Source organism: Arthrobacter sp. Y3222053 (genome assembly GCF_059092805.1).
In genome coordinates, this window is sequence record NZ_JBNHIA010000003.1 from 330,729 (window position 1) to 344,815 (window position 14,087).

At 69.9% G+C, this 14,087-nt stretch carries 11 protein-coding genes, 1 tRNA gene and 1 pseudogene; 4 read left to right on the forward strand and 9 right to left on the reverse strand.

Annotated elements, in window-relative coordinates; translation table 11 throughout:
• Positions 1 to 177: 177 nt before the first annotated feature.
• The 4 genes from AC5RUW_RS09550 (at position 178) to AC5RUW_RS09565 (ending at position 4,247) form a co-directional block, all read left to right on the forward strand.
• Complete coding sequence (locus tag AC5RUW_RS09550; RefSeq protein WP_494160800.1) at positions 178 to 1,494, forward strand: branched-chain amino acid ABC transporter permease; 1,317 nt, start codon at positions 178 to 180, stop codon at positions 1,492 to 1,494.
• 10 nt (positions 1,495 to 1,504) lie between these two features.
• Positions 1,505 to 2,485 (forward strand): branched-chain amino acid ABC transporter permease, encoded by a 981-nt coding sequence (locus AC5RUW_RS09555; RefSeq protein WP_494160478.1) that lies wholly within the window; start codon positions 1,505 to 1,507, stop codon positions 2,483 to 2,485.
• A 74-nt stretch (positions 2,486 to 2,559) separates the two neighbouring features.
• A complete protein-coding gene (locus AC5RUW_RS09560) occupies positions 2,560 to 3,504 on the forward strand; it encodes an ABC transporter ATP-binding protein (RefSeq protein ID WP_494008088.1) in 945 nt (314 codons plus the stop codon).
• Positions 3,501 to 4,247 carry an ABC transporter ATP-binding protein gene (locus tag AC5RUW_RS09565; protein ID WP_494007699.1) on the forward strand — a complete coding sequence of 249 codons (747 nt, stop codon included), beginning with the start codon at positions 3,501 to 3,503 and terminating at the stop codon, positions 4,245 to 4,247. The genes AC5RUW_RS09560 and AC5RUW_RS09565 overlap by 4 nt, the downstream gene beginning before the upstream one ends.
• A gap of 93 nt (positions 4,248 to 4,340) precedes the next feature.
• Here the strand turns inward: AC5RUW_RS09565 and AC5RUW_RS09570 are convergent, their stop codons facing one another.
• The 9 genes and pseudogenes from AC5RUW_RS09570 to eno form a co-directional block, all read right to left on the reverse strand.
• Complete coding sequence (locus tag AC5RUW_RS09570) at positions 4,341 to 5,159, reverse strand: hypothetical protein (protein ID WP_494160479.1); 819 nt, start codon at positions 5,157 to 5,159, stop codon at positions 4,341 to 4,343.
• Between the two features lie 177 nt (positions 5,160 to 5,336).
• Positions 5,337 to 6,728: an ABC transporter substrate-binding protein gene (locus tag AC5RUW_RS09575; RefSeq protein WP_494160480.1), complete on the reverse strand. Its 1,392-nt coding sequence runs from the start codon at positions 6,726 to 6,728 to the stop codon at positions 5,337 to 5,339.
• Positions 6,729 to 6,994: 266 nt separating this feature from the next.
• Positions 6,995 to 7,068: transfer RNA gene (locus AC5RUW_RS09580), tRNA-Leu, on the reverse strand.
• A 133-nt stretch (positions 7,069 to 7,201) separates the two neighbouring features.
• Positions 7,202 to 8,599 (reverse strand): NAD(P)/FAD-dependent oxidoreductase, encoded by a 1,398-nt coding sequence (locus AC5RUW_RS09585; RefSeq protein WP_494160481.1) that lies wholly within the window; start codon positions 8,597 to 8,599, stop codon positions 7,202 to 7,204.
• Positions 8,600 to 8,683: 84 nt separating this feature from the next.
• Positions 8,684 to 10,054 (reverse strand): S8 family serine peptidase, encoded by a 1,371-nt coding sequence (locus tag AC5RUW_RS09590; protein ID WP_494160482.1) that lies wholly within the window; start codon positions 10,052 to 10,054, stop codon positions 8,684 to 8,686.
• An 8-nt stretch (positions 10,055 to 10,062) separates the two neighbouring features.
• Positions 10,063 to 11,025, reverse strand: a complete 963-nt coding sequence (locus AC5RUW_RS09595; RefSeq protein ID WP_494160801.1) for a Ppx/GppA phosphatase family protein — start codon at positions 11,023 to 11,025, stop codon at positions 10,063 to 10,065.
• A gap of 102 nt (positions 11,026 to 11,127) precedes the next feature.
• Positions 11,128 to 11,697, reverse strand: a pseudogene (locus tag AC5RUW_RS09600) (DUF501 domain-containing protein); the annotation flags it as partial.
• 158 nt (positions 11,698 to 11,855) lie between these two features.
• A complete protein-coding gene (locus tag AC5RUW_RS09605) occupies positions 11,856 to 12,617 on the reverse strand; it encodes a septum formation initiator family protein (RefSeq protein ID WP_494160483.1) in 762 nt (253 codons plus the stop codon).
• Between the two features lie 113 nt (positions 12,618 to 12,730).
• Positions 12,731 to 14,011, reverse strand: coding sequence for a phosphopyruvate hydratase (gene eno / locus AC5RUW_RS09610; RefSeq protein ID WP_494160484.1), 1,281 nt, complete (start codon positions 14,009 to 14,011; stop codon positions 12,731 to 12,733).
• Positions 14,012 to 14,087 lie beyond the last annotated feature (76 nt).

A 14,087-nucleotide genomic window follows, 5' to 3' on the forward strand; every position in this document is an offset into this window, starting at 1 on the left:
TCGTTATCGTTTCGCGACCCGCCGTCAACATAATCGCGTCCCGACGGAAACAAACCACGGTTAGCATGTTCCTCACTCCGTGACATGCATCACATGCGTCACGCCACTGCGCCTATCCGGCGCCCGAACCCCCGCGTGGAGGTTTCAGTCTTGGGAACTACTTCGGCGCCAGCCCGGATGACCGGGGTGCTGGCAGCGGTGATCGGCATCTGGGCCGCACTGCTGTTCGGCTCCTTGCCCGCGCAGGCCACCACCACTCCGCCCGGCACGCCCGCACCTGAGGCGTCGGCCAGCCCGGGCGCGACCGACGGTGCGGACTTCCAGAACCGCATCAGCGGAGTCCTCCGCAACGCCGGCGCACCGGTACCGGACGTGCGGATCACCGCCGTCGGCAACGGATACGAGGCGGAGACCTTCACCTCGGAGAACGGCTCCTGGTCCATCGGTGTCCCGGAGCAGGGCACCTGGGAGGTGGCCGTGGACGAATCCACGCTGCCGGACGGCGTCGCCCTGGCCGAGGGCCAGGAGAATCCGCGCGACGTCGCCTTCACCGGCACCTCGAACATCACCACCCTCTTCCTGCTGGGCGAGGGCATCGTGGTGCAGCAGGACAGCTTCGCCACCGTGCTGGCCGAACGGGCCGTGGCGGGCCTGAGCTTCGGGCTGCTGCTGGCGCTGAGCGCCGTCGGCCTCTCGCTGATCTTCGGCACCACCGGGCTGACGAACTTCGCGCACGGCGAGATGGTCACCCTCGGGGCGGTGCTGGCCTTTGCCTTCTACTCCGCGGGGCTGCCCACGTGGCTGGCCATCCCACTGGCCGTGGTCGGCGGCGCCGCCGCGGGCTGGGGGCAGGACGCCGGACTCTGGAAACCGCTGCGCCGCCGCGGCAGCGGCCTGGTACCGATGATGATCGTCAGCATCGGCCTGGCACTGGCGGCCCGGTACATCATCCTGTTCTTCTTCGGCGGCGGCACGCAGCAGCTGCCGGGAGCGCAGAGTCCCATCCTGAACTTCGGTCCGGTATCGATCTCCCGCAACAGCCTGGTCTCGCTGGGGGTCAGCCTGGTGGTGATCCTGGTCGTGGCGATGCTGCTGCTGCGCACCAGGATCGGCAAGGCCACCCGGGCGGTGGCGGACAATCCCCCGCTGGCCGCGGCGTCGGGCATCGACGTCGACAGGGTGATCCGGATCGTCTGGACCACCGGCGGCGCCCTCGCGGCGCTGGGCGGCATCCTGTGGGCCTACTACCGTCCCGGGGTTTCGTTCAACATGGGCCAGCAGATTCTCCTGCTGATCTTCGCCGGCGTCACCCTCGGCGGTCTCGGCACGGTCTTCGGGGCGCTCATCGGCTCGGTGATCGTCGGGCTTTTCGTGGAGATCTCCACCCTTTGGCTGGAAGCGGACCTAAAATACGTAGGCGCGCTGGTCATCATGATTCTCGTCCTCCTCGTCCGGCCGCAGGGCATCCTGGGCCGCCGCGAGCGCATAGGTTAGGGGCTTCGGCATGGACATCGGCAACATCCTGATCAACGCGCTGGGGGAAATGATCAGCCCCACCACCGCCGCATACGCACTCGCGGCCCTCGGGCTGGCGGTGCACTTCGGCTACACCGGCCTGCTGAACTTCGGCCAGGCGGGCTTCATGGCCGTCGGCGCCTACGGCTTCGCCATCTCCGTCCTGACCTTCGGTGCGCCGCTGCCGGTGGCGCTGCTGGTGGCGCTCATCGCCTCGGTCGCGTTCGCCGTCGTGCTCGGCCTGCCGACGCTGCGCCTGCGGGCCGACTATTTGGCCATCGTCACCATCGCCGCCGCGGAAATCGTCCGCTACGTCGTCACCACCAACGGGCTCACCGAAGTCACCGGCTCAGCCAACGGCCTGGCCGCCTTCGAGGGCGGGTTCTACGCCCTGAACCCCATCCCGGCCGGCAGCTATGACCTGGTCTTGTTCACCTGGAACGAGCGGGACCTGTGGATCCGCATCATCGCCTGGATCGTCGTCGCCGCGGCCTGCCTGGTGGTCTGGATGCTGATCCGCAGCCCCTGGGGGCGGGTGGTCAAGGGCATCCGGGAGGATGAGAACGCCGTCCGCGCCCTGGGCAAGAACGTCTACGCCTACAAGATGCAGGCCCTGATCATCGGCGGCCTCCTGGGCTCACTGGCCGGCATCATCTTCACGCTGCAGCGGGGGGCGGTCCAGCCGGCCAACTACGGCACGGAGCTGACGTTCTTCCTCTACACGGCGCTCCTGCTTGGCGGCATGTCCACGGTCCTGGGACCCGTGCTGGGGGCCATGGTGTTCTGGGCCGTGCTCTCGCTGACCCAGAGCCTGATCTACGGCGCCGTCGAATCCGGCGCCGTCACCTTCATCAGCACCGTCCAGGCCGGCCAGCTGCGCTACATCCTGGTCGGCGTGGCCCTGATGCTGCTGATGATCTACCGGCCCCAGGGCATCCTCGGGAACAAGAAGGAGCTCTCGTTCGCATGAGCCATGCAGCAGAACCGGCAGGCCAGGGGCCGGCCGGAGCCCACGCAGCCGACGCGCCGTCCGCCGTCGACCACATGACCGACACGCGGCCCATCGCCGAACAGCCCGGCCCCGGCTGCCGCAAGCGCGATCCCATCCTGGTCGCCAGCGACGTGACCCGGGCGTTCGGCGGCATCAAAGCGGTCGATGTCGGGCATGTGGAGATCCCGCGGAACAAGATCACCGCCCTGATCGGGCCCAACGGGGCCGGTAAGACCACCCTGTTCAACCTCCTGACCGGATTCGACACGCCGCAGTCCGGGACGTGGACGTTCGAGGGGCAGGACCTGGCCGGCGTGCCGGCCTACAAGGTGGCGCGGCTGGGCATGGTGCGCACGTTCCAGCTGACCAAGGTGATGGGCAAGCTGACCGTGCTGGAGAACATGCGCCTGGGCGCGTCGCAGCAGCCCGGCGAGGCCCTGCGGCGGGCCCTGCTGCCGCCGCTGTGGAAGCGGCGGGAGCAGGAAATCACTGAGCAGGCGGATGAACTGCTGGCCCGGTTCAAACTCGACACCAAGCGCACCGATTACGCCGCGTCCCTTTCAGGCGGGCAGCGGAAGCTGCTGGAGATGGCCCGCGCCCTGATGGTCCGCCCCAAGCTGGTCATGCTCGACGAGCCGATGGCAGGCGTGAACCCCGCCCTGACGCAGTCCCTGCTCGACCACATCCGCAACCTGAAGGCCGACGGCATGACGGTGCTCTTCGTGGAGCACGACATGCACATGGTCCGGCACATCGCGGACTGGGTGATCGTCATGGCGGAAGGAAAGGTGGTGGCCGAGGGCCCGCCGGCCGAGGTGATGAAGGATCCCGCGGTCATCGACGCCTACCTCGGCGCCCACCACGACGTCGACCTGGGCGATTCCAAGGGCTTCGAGAAGCTCGAGGAGGAACTCGAGCACGACCCCGAGTCCGTGATCGGTGAGGAGCCGGACGGCATCGTCGGCCGGCGCATCGACGAACGCAAGGAGAAGCCATGACCGCCCAGGACTTCGAGGGCGACGCCGTCGTCACCGTCACCGACCTCGTGGCCGGCTACCTGCCGGGCGTGAACATCCTCAACGGCTGCAGCATCGAGGCCAGGCGGGGTGAGCTGATCGGCATCATCGGGCCCAACGGGGCGGGGAAGTCGACCCTTCTCAAGGCCATGTTCGGGCTGGTGAAGGTCCATTCGGGCACCGTCACCGTGCGTGGCCAGGACCTGACCGGACTGAAGGCCAACAAGCTGGTGAGCCGCGGGGTGGGGTTCGTACCGCAGACCAACAACGTCTTCCCCTCGCTCACGATCGAGGAGAACCTGCAGATGGGCATGTACCAGCGTCCGAAGCGGTTCCGTGAGCGGTTCGACTTCGTCACCGAGCTGTTTCCGGAGCTCGCCAAGCGCCGGGCCCAGCGCGCGGGGTCCCTGTCCGGCGGTGAGCGCCAGATGGTGGCTATGGGACGGGCCCTGATGATGGAGCCGGCCGTGCTGCTGCTCGATGAGCCCAGTGCAGGTCTCTCCCCCGTCAAGCAGGACGAGACCTTCCTGAGGGTGCATGAAATCAACCGTGCAGGCGTCAGCGTGATCATGGTCGAGCAGAACGCACGGCGCTGCCTGCAGATCTGCGACCGCGCCTACGTGCTGGACCAGGGCCGGGACGCCTACACCGGCACCGGTCGTGAACTGATGAAGGATCCCAAGGTCATTCAGCTTTACCTCGGCACCCTGGCCGACGCCGTCTGACCGCCGGATCCCCGTCGGCGAAGCGCCCCTCCTTTCCCTCAGGGGAAGGCAGGGGCGCTTCGCTGCTCCTGCCCGGGGTCGGCCCCGGCGCACCTAGGACAGGTGGGCTGCCTGCGGCTGCACGGGCGTCTGTGGCTGCGCGGCCGGGCGCGCCGGCCGGGCCCGGGCTTCCAGCCCGGCGATCACCTGCGGCGGGAGGTCAAGGATCCCGCGAAGGCTGCTGCGCAGGCTCCGATGGGCGGCTTCAACCTCCGATGGAGGAGCCCCGGGATCCAGGATGATGTTCAGCGCCGTGCGTGCCGCCGAGAGCCGGCTGCGCTCCTGCGGAGTGAGCTTCGACTGGCCGAGCCTGCGGGCATGGCGTTCGGCGGCCAGGAACGCCACCTCGAACCTGTCCACCGCTGCCCGAAGGGAGGAGCGGGCCGGGTCGCGGCTTTCGTCGGCTTCCGCCTCCGCCGCCCGGACCGCCTGCATCGACTTCAGCACCTCCCGGATCACGGGGTCGCTGTAGTCGGTCATCACCGGGTAGTCGATCATCAGCGCGACGTCGGTCTCGTACCGGGACCAGCGCACCATCAGGTCGTCGCGGCGGGCGTGGAGCATCCGCCAGGCGTGGCTTCGGGCTGCGGCATCGAGCTTCCGTCCGCGGCGGGAGAGCAGGGCCCGCCGGCTGCGACGGGCCCCGATGAAGGCAGCCACCAGCCCGCCCACCAGCAGCGAGGGGCCCATGAACAAGCCGAGCAGCACCCCCAGGGAGAGCTCCGGATCCTCCCCGCCGACGTCGGCCACTTCGGCGAGGGCCGACTGCAGGAAGAAGAACGCAAGGTAGCAGAACGAGGCGGCAAGTCCGGCGACCAGTGCAGCCAGGGCGACGGCGGCGGCCGCGGCACGCACGGCGAATCGCTTGAGCATGGCGACAGCATACCCAGCAGCAGCGCGGCTGTGTCCCCGGATCAGCCAAAAACCGGCATGAGACGCGCCACGCTGCCGCCGGTGCTGCCCGGCCGGCGGGCCGGACCGGACATGCGGGAGGACCGGACCCAGGCGGGGCCGGTCCTCCTCCTGCAGCCGCAGCCGGCTGCAGGCTGCTTAGTTCAGGCTGCCCACTTCGGCCTGGCTCGGCTGCGGAACGTTGTCCGCATCGAAGCGGTAGATGCCGATGTATGCCTCGGTCGGGTCGCCGTTCTCGTCGAAGGTAACCGGGCCGGAGTAGCCGTCGTAGTCGATGTCTCCGCCTTCACGCAGGATCGTCACGCAGCTGGCGAAGTCGGAGCACTTCTCGCCGTCGGCCGACACGCCCTGCAGCTCCGCGGCAATGGCCTTGCCGTCGGTGCTGCCGGCGGCCTCGGAGGCCAGGGCAACCAGCGTCACGGCGTCGTAGCTCTCACCGGAGTACGCCCAGTCCTTCAGGGCCGGATCGATGGCAAGCAGCTCATCCTTGAAGGACTGCGAGGCGAACGGGCCCGGGATGGTGCCCTGGGCTCCCTCCAGCGTGCCGGCCTCGAGGTCCTCGCTGTAGTCGGAGGTGTTGCCGTCCACGAAGAACAGCTGGGACGGGTCCACGCCCTTGGCGGTCAACAGCGGGACGATGCTCTTCGCCTGGTCGAAGCTGATCACCACGATCGCGTCGGGGTCGGCGCCGACGACGGCGTCCACCTGGCTGCTGAACTGGGAGTCGCCCTCGTTGAACATCTCGGAGATGACCACCTGTCCTCCGGCTGCCTCCACCGCCTCGGTGACGTTGGCCTGCAGGCCCGTACCGTAGGCGTCGTTCAGGACAATCATGCCGACCGTCTGTGCGCCGCACTCCATGATGTAGTTGCCCAGGGTGGTGCCCTGCAGCACGTCCGAGGGAGCGGTGCGCCAGTACAGGCCGCCGTCGTCCCACGTGGTGAAGTCCGGCGAGGTGTTGGCCGGCGAAATCTGGATGACGCCTGCTCCGGTGATCTGGCCGATCACCAGCTTGGACACGCCCGACGACGCCGCGCCGACGACGGCGCTGACACCCTGGCCGAGCAGGTCATTGACGGACTGGGTGGCGATGTCGGTGGTGGTGTCGCCCGAATCCCGGTACACCGCTTCGACATCCTGGCCCAGGACACCGCCTGCCTCGTTGATGTGCTGGACGGCGAGCTTGACGCCCGCGATTTCCGGCGGGCCGAGGTAGGCCAGCGATCCCGTGACGGGAAGCAGCGAGCCGATCTTCAGCGGCGTTTCCGTGGTGCCGGTGGAGGCGGGCACCGCCGACGCGTCGCCGGCCCCTTCCGGCTCCGAACCTTCGGTGCCTTCCCCCGTGGGGCAGGTCAGCGAGGCGGCCTCCGCCGTGTTGCCGCCGTCGGCGCTGTTGGTCGCGCCGGACTCGGAATCACCGCCGCCGCTGCAGGCGGTGGTGAACATCACGAAACCGAGCCCAAGTGCTGCGAGCTTGGCGGCCCTGGCCTGGCCCCGGCCAAGGCGTGCGCCAGTGTTTGGTGCAGTCATAGGTGTTTCTCTCCCCGATCAAAGGCCCGCCTGCAGGCGAAGGCCCAGCTGTAATGCCTGAGTGAGAAGAAAGCTAATGGAATCTCGTGTCCAACATAAGAGTTTCCGGTTACATCCTTGTAACGCTCGTCACACCAGCAACTTGCGCAATGACGGAGGACGGGGCGCGAAGGGCGCGGACACAGGGCGCGCGCCACGGACAGAGGCCGGGCGCACGGGCCCGGGAGGGCGACCAGGGCGGCCCAAAGGCAGCCACGGCTCAGGGGTACCCCAGGTGGGACTCGAACCCACAACACGCGGATTTTAAGTCCGATGCCTCTGCCAATTGGGCTACTGGGGCGTGCCGTCCGGGCATCTGCCGGACATCAGTCCAGCCTAATGTACGGCTGCGGGCCGGGGAAAAGCGGGGCTGGAAACGGCAGCGGCGGCGGCCCCCGAAGGGAACCGCCGCCGTCAACAACCGGCCGGGGCCGTTACTTCTTTTCGGCGGGCTTCTTCGCCGGAGTCGCCGCCGCTTCGAACGCCGCGCGCGGGGTCTTCAGGTGCAGCAGCTGGGTGAGGTCGCGGCCGAAGGCCACGTTCAGCAGCCAGCCGGAGATGACCCGGGCCTTGCGCTCGTACATCGGCATGGCCAGGCCGTGGTAGCCGCGGTGCGCCAGCCAGGCCGGGAAGCCCTTCAGGCCGATGGCCTTGCCGAACGGCTTGAGGTTGGCCACGCCCTTGTACTGGCCCATGCCGGCCACCGCACCGAGGTTCTCGTGGCGGTATTCCTTCACGGTGCCCTCGCCGAAGCGTGCGGCGTAGATGTTCTTCGCCAGCAGCTTGGCCTGGCGGACGGCGTGCTGGGCGTTCGGCACGCAGAAGCCGCCCACGCCGCCGCCGGTGAGATCCGGCACGGCCGCGACGTCGCCGGCGGCCCAGGCGCCCTCAAGGGGGCCGTCGTCGCCGGTGATCCGCAGCTCGGCGTTGGCACGCACGCGGCCGCGGTCATCGATCGGGAAGTCGGTGGCGCGCACCATGGGGTTGGCCTGCACGCCGGCGGTCCAGATCAGGGTGTCGGTGGCGAACTCCCCGGCCGGGGACTTGTCGGCCATGTTGATGAGCTTCAGCTCACCGTTCTCGGCGGAGGCGAGGGAGGTGTTCAGCAGCACCTCGATGCCGCGGGAGCGCATGTCGGAAACAACCCACTCGGCCTGTTCCTGGGTCACCTCGGGCATCACGCGGCCCATGGCCTCGATCATGACGAAGCGCAGGTCCTCGCGCTTGAGGCGGTCGTTCTCGCGGACGGCGGCGCGGGCCATGTCCTCGATCTCGGTGAGGGTTTCGATGCCGGCAAAGCCGCCGCCGACGACGACGAAGGTCAGCGCGCGCTTCCGGGCGGCTTCGTCCTCCATCAGGGAGGCGGTTTCGATCCGCTCGAGGATCTTGTTGCGCAGCGAGAGGGCTTCCTCGATGGTCTTCAGGCCGATGCCGCTCTCCGCCAGGCCCGGAATCGGGAAGGTGCGGGTGATTGAGCCCGCTGCCATCACGACGTCGGTGTAGGGCAGCTGGAAGGACGGGCTGCCGTCGGCCGGCTCGACGGTGGCGGTACGCGCGGCGTGGTCGACGCCGGTGACCTTGCCTGCGATCAGCTCGGTGTCCTTCAGGTGCATCCGGTGCGAGACCACGGCGTGGCGGGCCTCGATGGTGCCGGCTGCCACCTCGGGCAGGAAGGGCTGGTAGGTCATGTACGGCAGCGGATCCACTACCGTGACAATGCCGCCCTGGGCCTTGACCTTCTTCTGGAGGTTCTTGGCCACGTAGAGACCAACGTATCCGCCGCCGACCACAAGGATCCGCGGGCGATCAGAGAACTGGGTGTTCGATGCCATGAGTCCAATCCTAACGCTATTTGTGAAAAGCTTCACGAGCTGTGTCGGCGCCGTCCCGGCGCTGCTTTTCGTGCCGCCCGCCGGTCAGCTGCCGCCGCCGTCCGGGCCTGCTCCGGGCAGGGTTTCCGGCGCTTCGCCTCCATCCCGGCGTACCCGGCGGATGCGGACCGCTCCGGCCGCCGCGATGCCCGCCGTCAGGGCGCCGAACCCCAGTACCAGCACGGCGGGGAGCGCCTCGGATTCCAGTCCGGAGGCCTTCGGCTCGGGTGCCGCGGCGGCGGGGATGTCCGGCGCCGGCTCGCCCACCGGCGGGGGTACCGCGGCGTCGTCCGGGGTGCTGCCGCGGCGGTGGATGCGGATCCACTCTTCGATGGTACCCAGCGGATTCACGGCCGCGCCGGGCAGGCCCGGGCCCACCGCGGCTGCGGCGTCCAGGACGCCGTAGCCGTAGATCGGATCCAGGCCCGGATCCCCCCGATCCTCTGCGGTGGTGATGATCCGGTTGATGACATCGGCGGCGCTGAGCTCGGGGTAGGCCGAGCGGATCAGGGCCGCGACGCCGGCGACGATGGGCGCTGCGGCGCTGGATCCGCTCCACCGCGCGTAGCGGGAGGCGCCCTCGGGCATCCCGCCGATCAGCTCCTCCGCCGGGGCGGCCACGGCAATGCTGATGCCCTGAGCCGAGGAGTCCACGCTGGCTTCGCCCCCGCGGTCCAGGCCGGCGACGGTCAGCACGCCCGGAATGGTCGCCGGAGCGCCCACCTGGGTGATGCCGCCGCCGCGGTTGCCTGCGGCGGCCACAATCACGACGTCGTTCTGTTCGGCGTAGAGGAAGGCGTCGTCCCAGCTTTCGGGCCAGGCGGTGCTGGTGCTGCCCAGGGACATGTTGATCACCTTGGCGCCGCTGTCCACCGCCCAGCGCACGGCCTGCGGTATCTGCTCCTCGATGGGTATGCCTCCAGGGTTCGATCCGCCGATCCAGGCCGAGACGGAGAGCAGCTCCGCCGCCGGGGCGACGCCGATGACGCCGTCGGGGTTCGGCTTGCCGTCCTTCGGTTTCTCGCTGTCCTCCCCCACATGGCCCCGGCCCGCCAGGAGGGTGGCGACCAGGGTGCCGTGTTCGCGGTTCGGCCCGAGGCTGGAGGTCCCGTCGGGCGCACCGGCGCCGGAGACATCGGTGCCGGCCGTCACGGCGCCGGCGAGATCGGGGTGGCTGGAGTCGATGCCGGTGTCGATGACGGCCACCTTGACCCCTTCCCCGCGGGATATCTTCCACGCGTCGGTGATGCCGTAGTCGGACAGCCAGTACTGCCGGTCCCGCCATTCGTCCGCCTGCGCCGCCGGTGCCTGCAGCAGCGGCAGCAGCAGGACGGAGGCCAGCACCGCGGCGGCCCGGACCGGGCGGACGGCGTTTCCGCTCCTGCGGCGGGCGGGCGGGTGCGGATCCTTCGCCATGCCGGGCGTCACCGGGCGGCGCTCAGGGCAATGCCGTCGAGGATGTCATGCTCGCTGGCCACCGCCGTCGCCACCCGCCCGTCGGTGAGTTCGTGGACCCGGTCCACGATGGTGGCCCAGATGAGCGCGCCGGCACCGATCACGTCGACGCGTCCCGGATGCATGTACGGCAGGCGGGCGCGGCTGTCGCGGTCCATCGCCAGCAGGTCCTGTGCGGCGGCGGTGACCTGGTCGACGGCGAGCTCGGCGCCGTTGATCCGGGCCGGCTCGTAGCCCGGCAGCTGCAGGGCATGCGCGGTGACGGTGGTGATGGTCCCCGCCACGCCGACCAGCCGGTCGGCATCGGCCAGCGGCACGGTCTCCAGCGTCTGGGCGATCTGGTCCAGGACGTCGGCCCGGGCCGCGGCGATCTCCGCCTCCGTGGGCGGGTTGGACCGCAGGTAGCGCTCGGTGTAGCGCACGCAGCCCATGTCCGTGCTGCGGGCGGCGGTGACGCCGTCGGCGGTGCCGAGGACGAACTCGGTGCTGCCGCCGCCGAGGTCGACGACGAGGGTCCGGGCGCTTCCGGTGTCACCGAACACGCTGGCCGCCCCGGCGAAGGACAGTGCCGCTTCCTCGTCTCCGCTGATGACTTCAGGCTCGACGCCGAGCCGGGCCCGGATGCCGTCAACGAACTCGCTGCGGTTCTCCGCGTCGCGGCTGGCCGAGGTGGCGACGAAGCGGATCCGTTCCGCCCCGTGCTCGCGGATCATCGCCGCGTAGTCTTCAGTGGCCGCGAAGGTGCGCTCGAGGGCTTCGGGGGCGAGACGTCCGGTGGCATCGACGTCCTGCCCCAGGCGCACCACCCGCATCTGGCGCACGACGTCGGTGAGCGTGCCGGCGGCCGGGTCCACGTCGGCGATCAGCAGGCGGATCGAGTTGGTGCCGCAGTCCACTGCGGCCACCCGGATGGTGCTGTTCGACGCGTCCATGTTCTCCCCCTCGTTGTTCGGATCGGTGCCGGCAGGCCTGGCGGAGCGGCGGGCGGCCCGCTTGGCCTCGATCTCCTCGGCGGTCAGGCCCTGGGTGCGGGTATGCCGGCTCAGATCGCGGGAGGGCGCCTCGCCTGCGGTGTCCCAGGCTCCGTCACAGTAACAGCGCTCGGGCGTCCACCATTCCGCGATCGCGTCCAGCGCCTCGTCGCCGAGCGGGTTGACTCCCCGGCCGGCGGCCAGCGAGTGTCCGACCAGCACATGGAGGCACTTGACCCGGTTGGGCATGCCGCCGGCGGATACGCCGGCGATCTCCGGCACCGCCCCGGTGCCGGAGCGCTCACCGATGTCGTCGCGCATCTGCAGGTAGTGCTCGTGGGCGGCGCGGTAGCGCTCGGCGAGCTCGGCGTCCTGTTCGAGGCGTTCGGTCATCCGGGTCATCAGCCCTGCCGCCTCCAGCCGTGACACGGCCGCGGTGATGACGGGGTGGGTGAGGTAGAAGGTCGTCGGGAAGGGAATCCCGTTGCCCAGCCGCGGCGCCGTGGTGGCCACCAGCGGATTGCCGCAGACGCAGCGGGCACCGATTTCGACGACGTCGCGGACCGGTCGCCCGAGCTGCCTGCTCAGGGTCTCCAGGTCTTCCTGGCTGGGCGTGCGCTGGTTGCGGGTCATGCCGGGGCATCCTTCCTGGGGGCCGTAGCGGCCCGGGTGGGAACAGGGCGCGCCGAAAAGGCGCAGCTACCAGATTACTTCGCCCGGAGCCTCGGGGCGCCTTCCTCCGGGACCGCCACGATCTTCCGCGGGCGGCGCAGCCTTCGCGGGGCCTGCCGTCAGGGAGCAGTGGCCGCCTGGCGGACGGACTCCCAGAGTTCATCCACCCACTGCAGGTCCTCGGCTTCCTGCGCCGCGGCGTCCTGCTCCACGGCCTGGACCCCGTCCTCGCCCTTGACCAGGTAGGTGCGGTCTCCCGGCAGGACCAGGAAGATGCGGTCCCGTGCCTGCTGCCGGACGAAGGCGGGATCCTCCCAGCGCTCCAGCTGGTGTTCGAGGCCTTCCTGCTCGGCCCGGGCGGCGGCGATCTCGGCTTCCAGGGCGGCGATCTCGCTGCGCTGCTGGGCCCAGGTGTGCACCGACGGCGCCAGCAGCACCGTGATGGCCAGCATCACCAGCCCCAGCGCCAGCAGCCGCCCGGAAAAGGCCTTGGCCGGAACGGGCCGGAAGTCGCTGTCCTGGACGCCCGCGCCGCCCGAGGGGGCCTTCTGCCCGGATCCGTCCACGCCGGTGCGGATGGCCCCTTCGAGCTCCGCCCTGGCTTCGGCCCTGCGGCGGGAACGTTCCTCGCTCCGCGCCGCACGCCCGGCTGCCGGCGTGTCCGTGTCGCGCGGACGACCGCCGCGCCCGGTGCCCGCCGTCCGTTCCGTCTGCGGATCCCGGCCCGTCCCGGTGCCCTCCCCCGGGCCCTCCGCAGCGGCCTTGGCGCGCCGGACGTCGGCACCGGCGGGCGGCCGGGGGCGGGCCGGTGCGCCGGGTTCCGGCCGGTGGGACGCTGCTGCCGCCGGCTGCCGGGGCACTTTGGGCCGTCGGGTGGACATGGAACTCCTCTGCGCTGGGCCGTCGGCCGCCTGCCGGCCGGCGGGAGGTGCGGCGGATACGCAAAAGGCCGCCGGGTGCCCTCCCTTCGAGGGTACCCGGCGGCCCCGGTGCGCTAGGCCGAGAAACGCGGGAAGGCGCTGCGCCCGGCGTAGCGTGCCGAGTCGTCCAGCTCCTCCTCGATGCGCAGCAGCTGGTTGTACTTGGCCACGCGCTCGGAGCGGGCCGGTGCACCGGTCTTGATCTGGCCGGCGTTGGTCGCAACGCAGATGTCGGCGATCGTGGTGTCCTCGGTTTCACCGGAACGGTGCGAGGTGATCGTCGTGTACCCGGCGCGCTGGGCCATGGTGATCGCGTCCAGGGTCTCGGACAGGGTGCCGATCTGGTTGACCTTCACCAGCAGCGAGTTGGCGGCGTTGTTCTTGATGCCGGTCGCCAGGCGGGCCGGGTTGGTGACGAACAGGTCATCGCCCACCAGCTGGACCTTGTCGCCCAGGCGGGCGGTCAGGGCCTGCCAGCCGTCCCAGTCCTCTTCGTCCAGCGGATCCTCGATGGAGACCAGCGGGTAGTCGCGCACGAGCTCCTCGTAATAGGCGCTCATCTCCTCGGCGGAACGGTTGGTGCCCTCGAAGACGTAGGCGCCGTCCTTGTAGAACTCGGAGCTGGCCACGTCCAGGGCCAGCGCGATGTCGCGGCCAGGCTCGTAGCCGGCCCGGCGGATCGCCTCGAGGATCAGGTCCAGGGCGGCCCGGTTGGAGGGCAGGTTCGGGGCGAAGCCGCCCTCGTCGCCCAGGCCGGTGGACAGGCCCTGTTCCTTCAGGACGCTCTTGAGGTTGTGGTAGACCTCCACGCCCCAGCGCAGCGCCTCGGAGTAGGTGGACGCACCGAGCGGAACGATCATGAATTCCTGGATGTCGACGTCGGAGTCGGCGTGCGAGCCGCCGTTGAGGATGTTCATCAGCGGCACCGGCAGGATGTGGGCGTTCGGGCCGCCCAGGTACCGGTACAGCGGCAGGGCAGCGGACTCGGCGGCGGCGCGGGCCACGGCCAGGGACACGCCGAGGATGGCGTTGGCGCCGAGGCTGGACTTGTTGTCGGTGCCGTCCAGGTCCAGCATGGCCTGGTCGATGGCGCGCTGATCGGCGGCATCGAAGCCCAGCAGGGCGGGCTGGATCTGCTCGATCACGGCCTCCACGGCCTGCAGCACGCCCTTGCCCTGGTAGCGGTTCTTCTCGCCGTCGCGGCGCTCGTTGGCTTCGAACGCGCCGGTGGAGGCGCCGGAGGGAACAGCGGCGCGGCCGAAGGTGTCGTCGTCGAGCAGCACCTCGACCTCGACCGTGGGGTTGCCACGGGAATCAAGGATCTCGCGGGCGTGGATGGCATCGATGATGGCCATGGAAATGCTCCTGTCGTTGGAACTTGGAATGGCACCAGCGCCGGTCCCATGTCAGGGACCACGCTGTCTGCTCCCA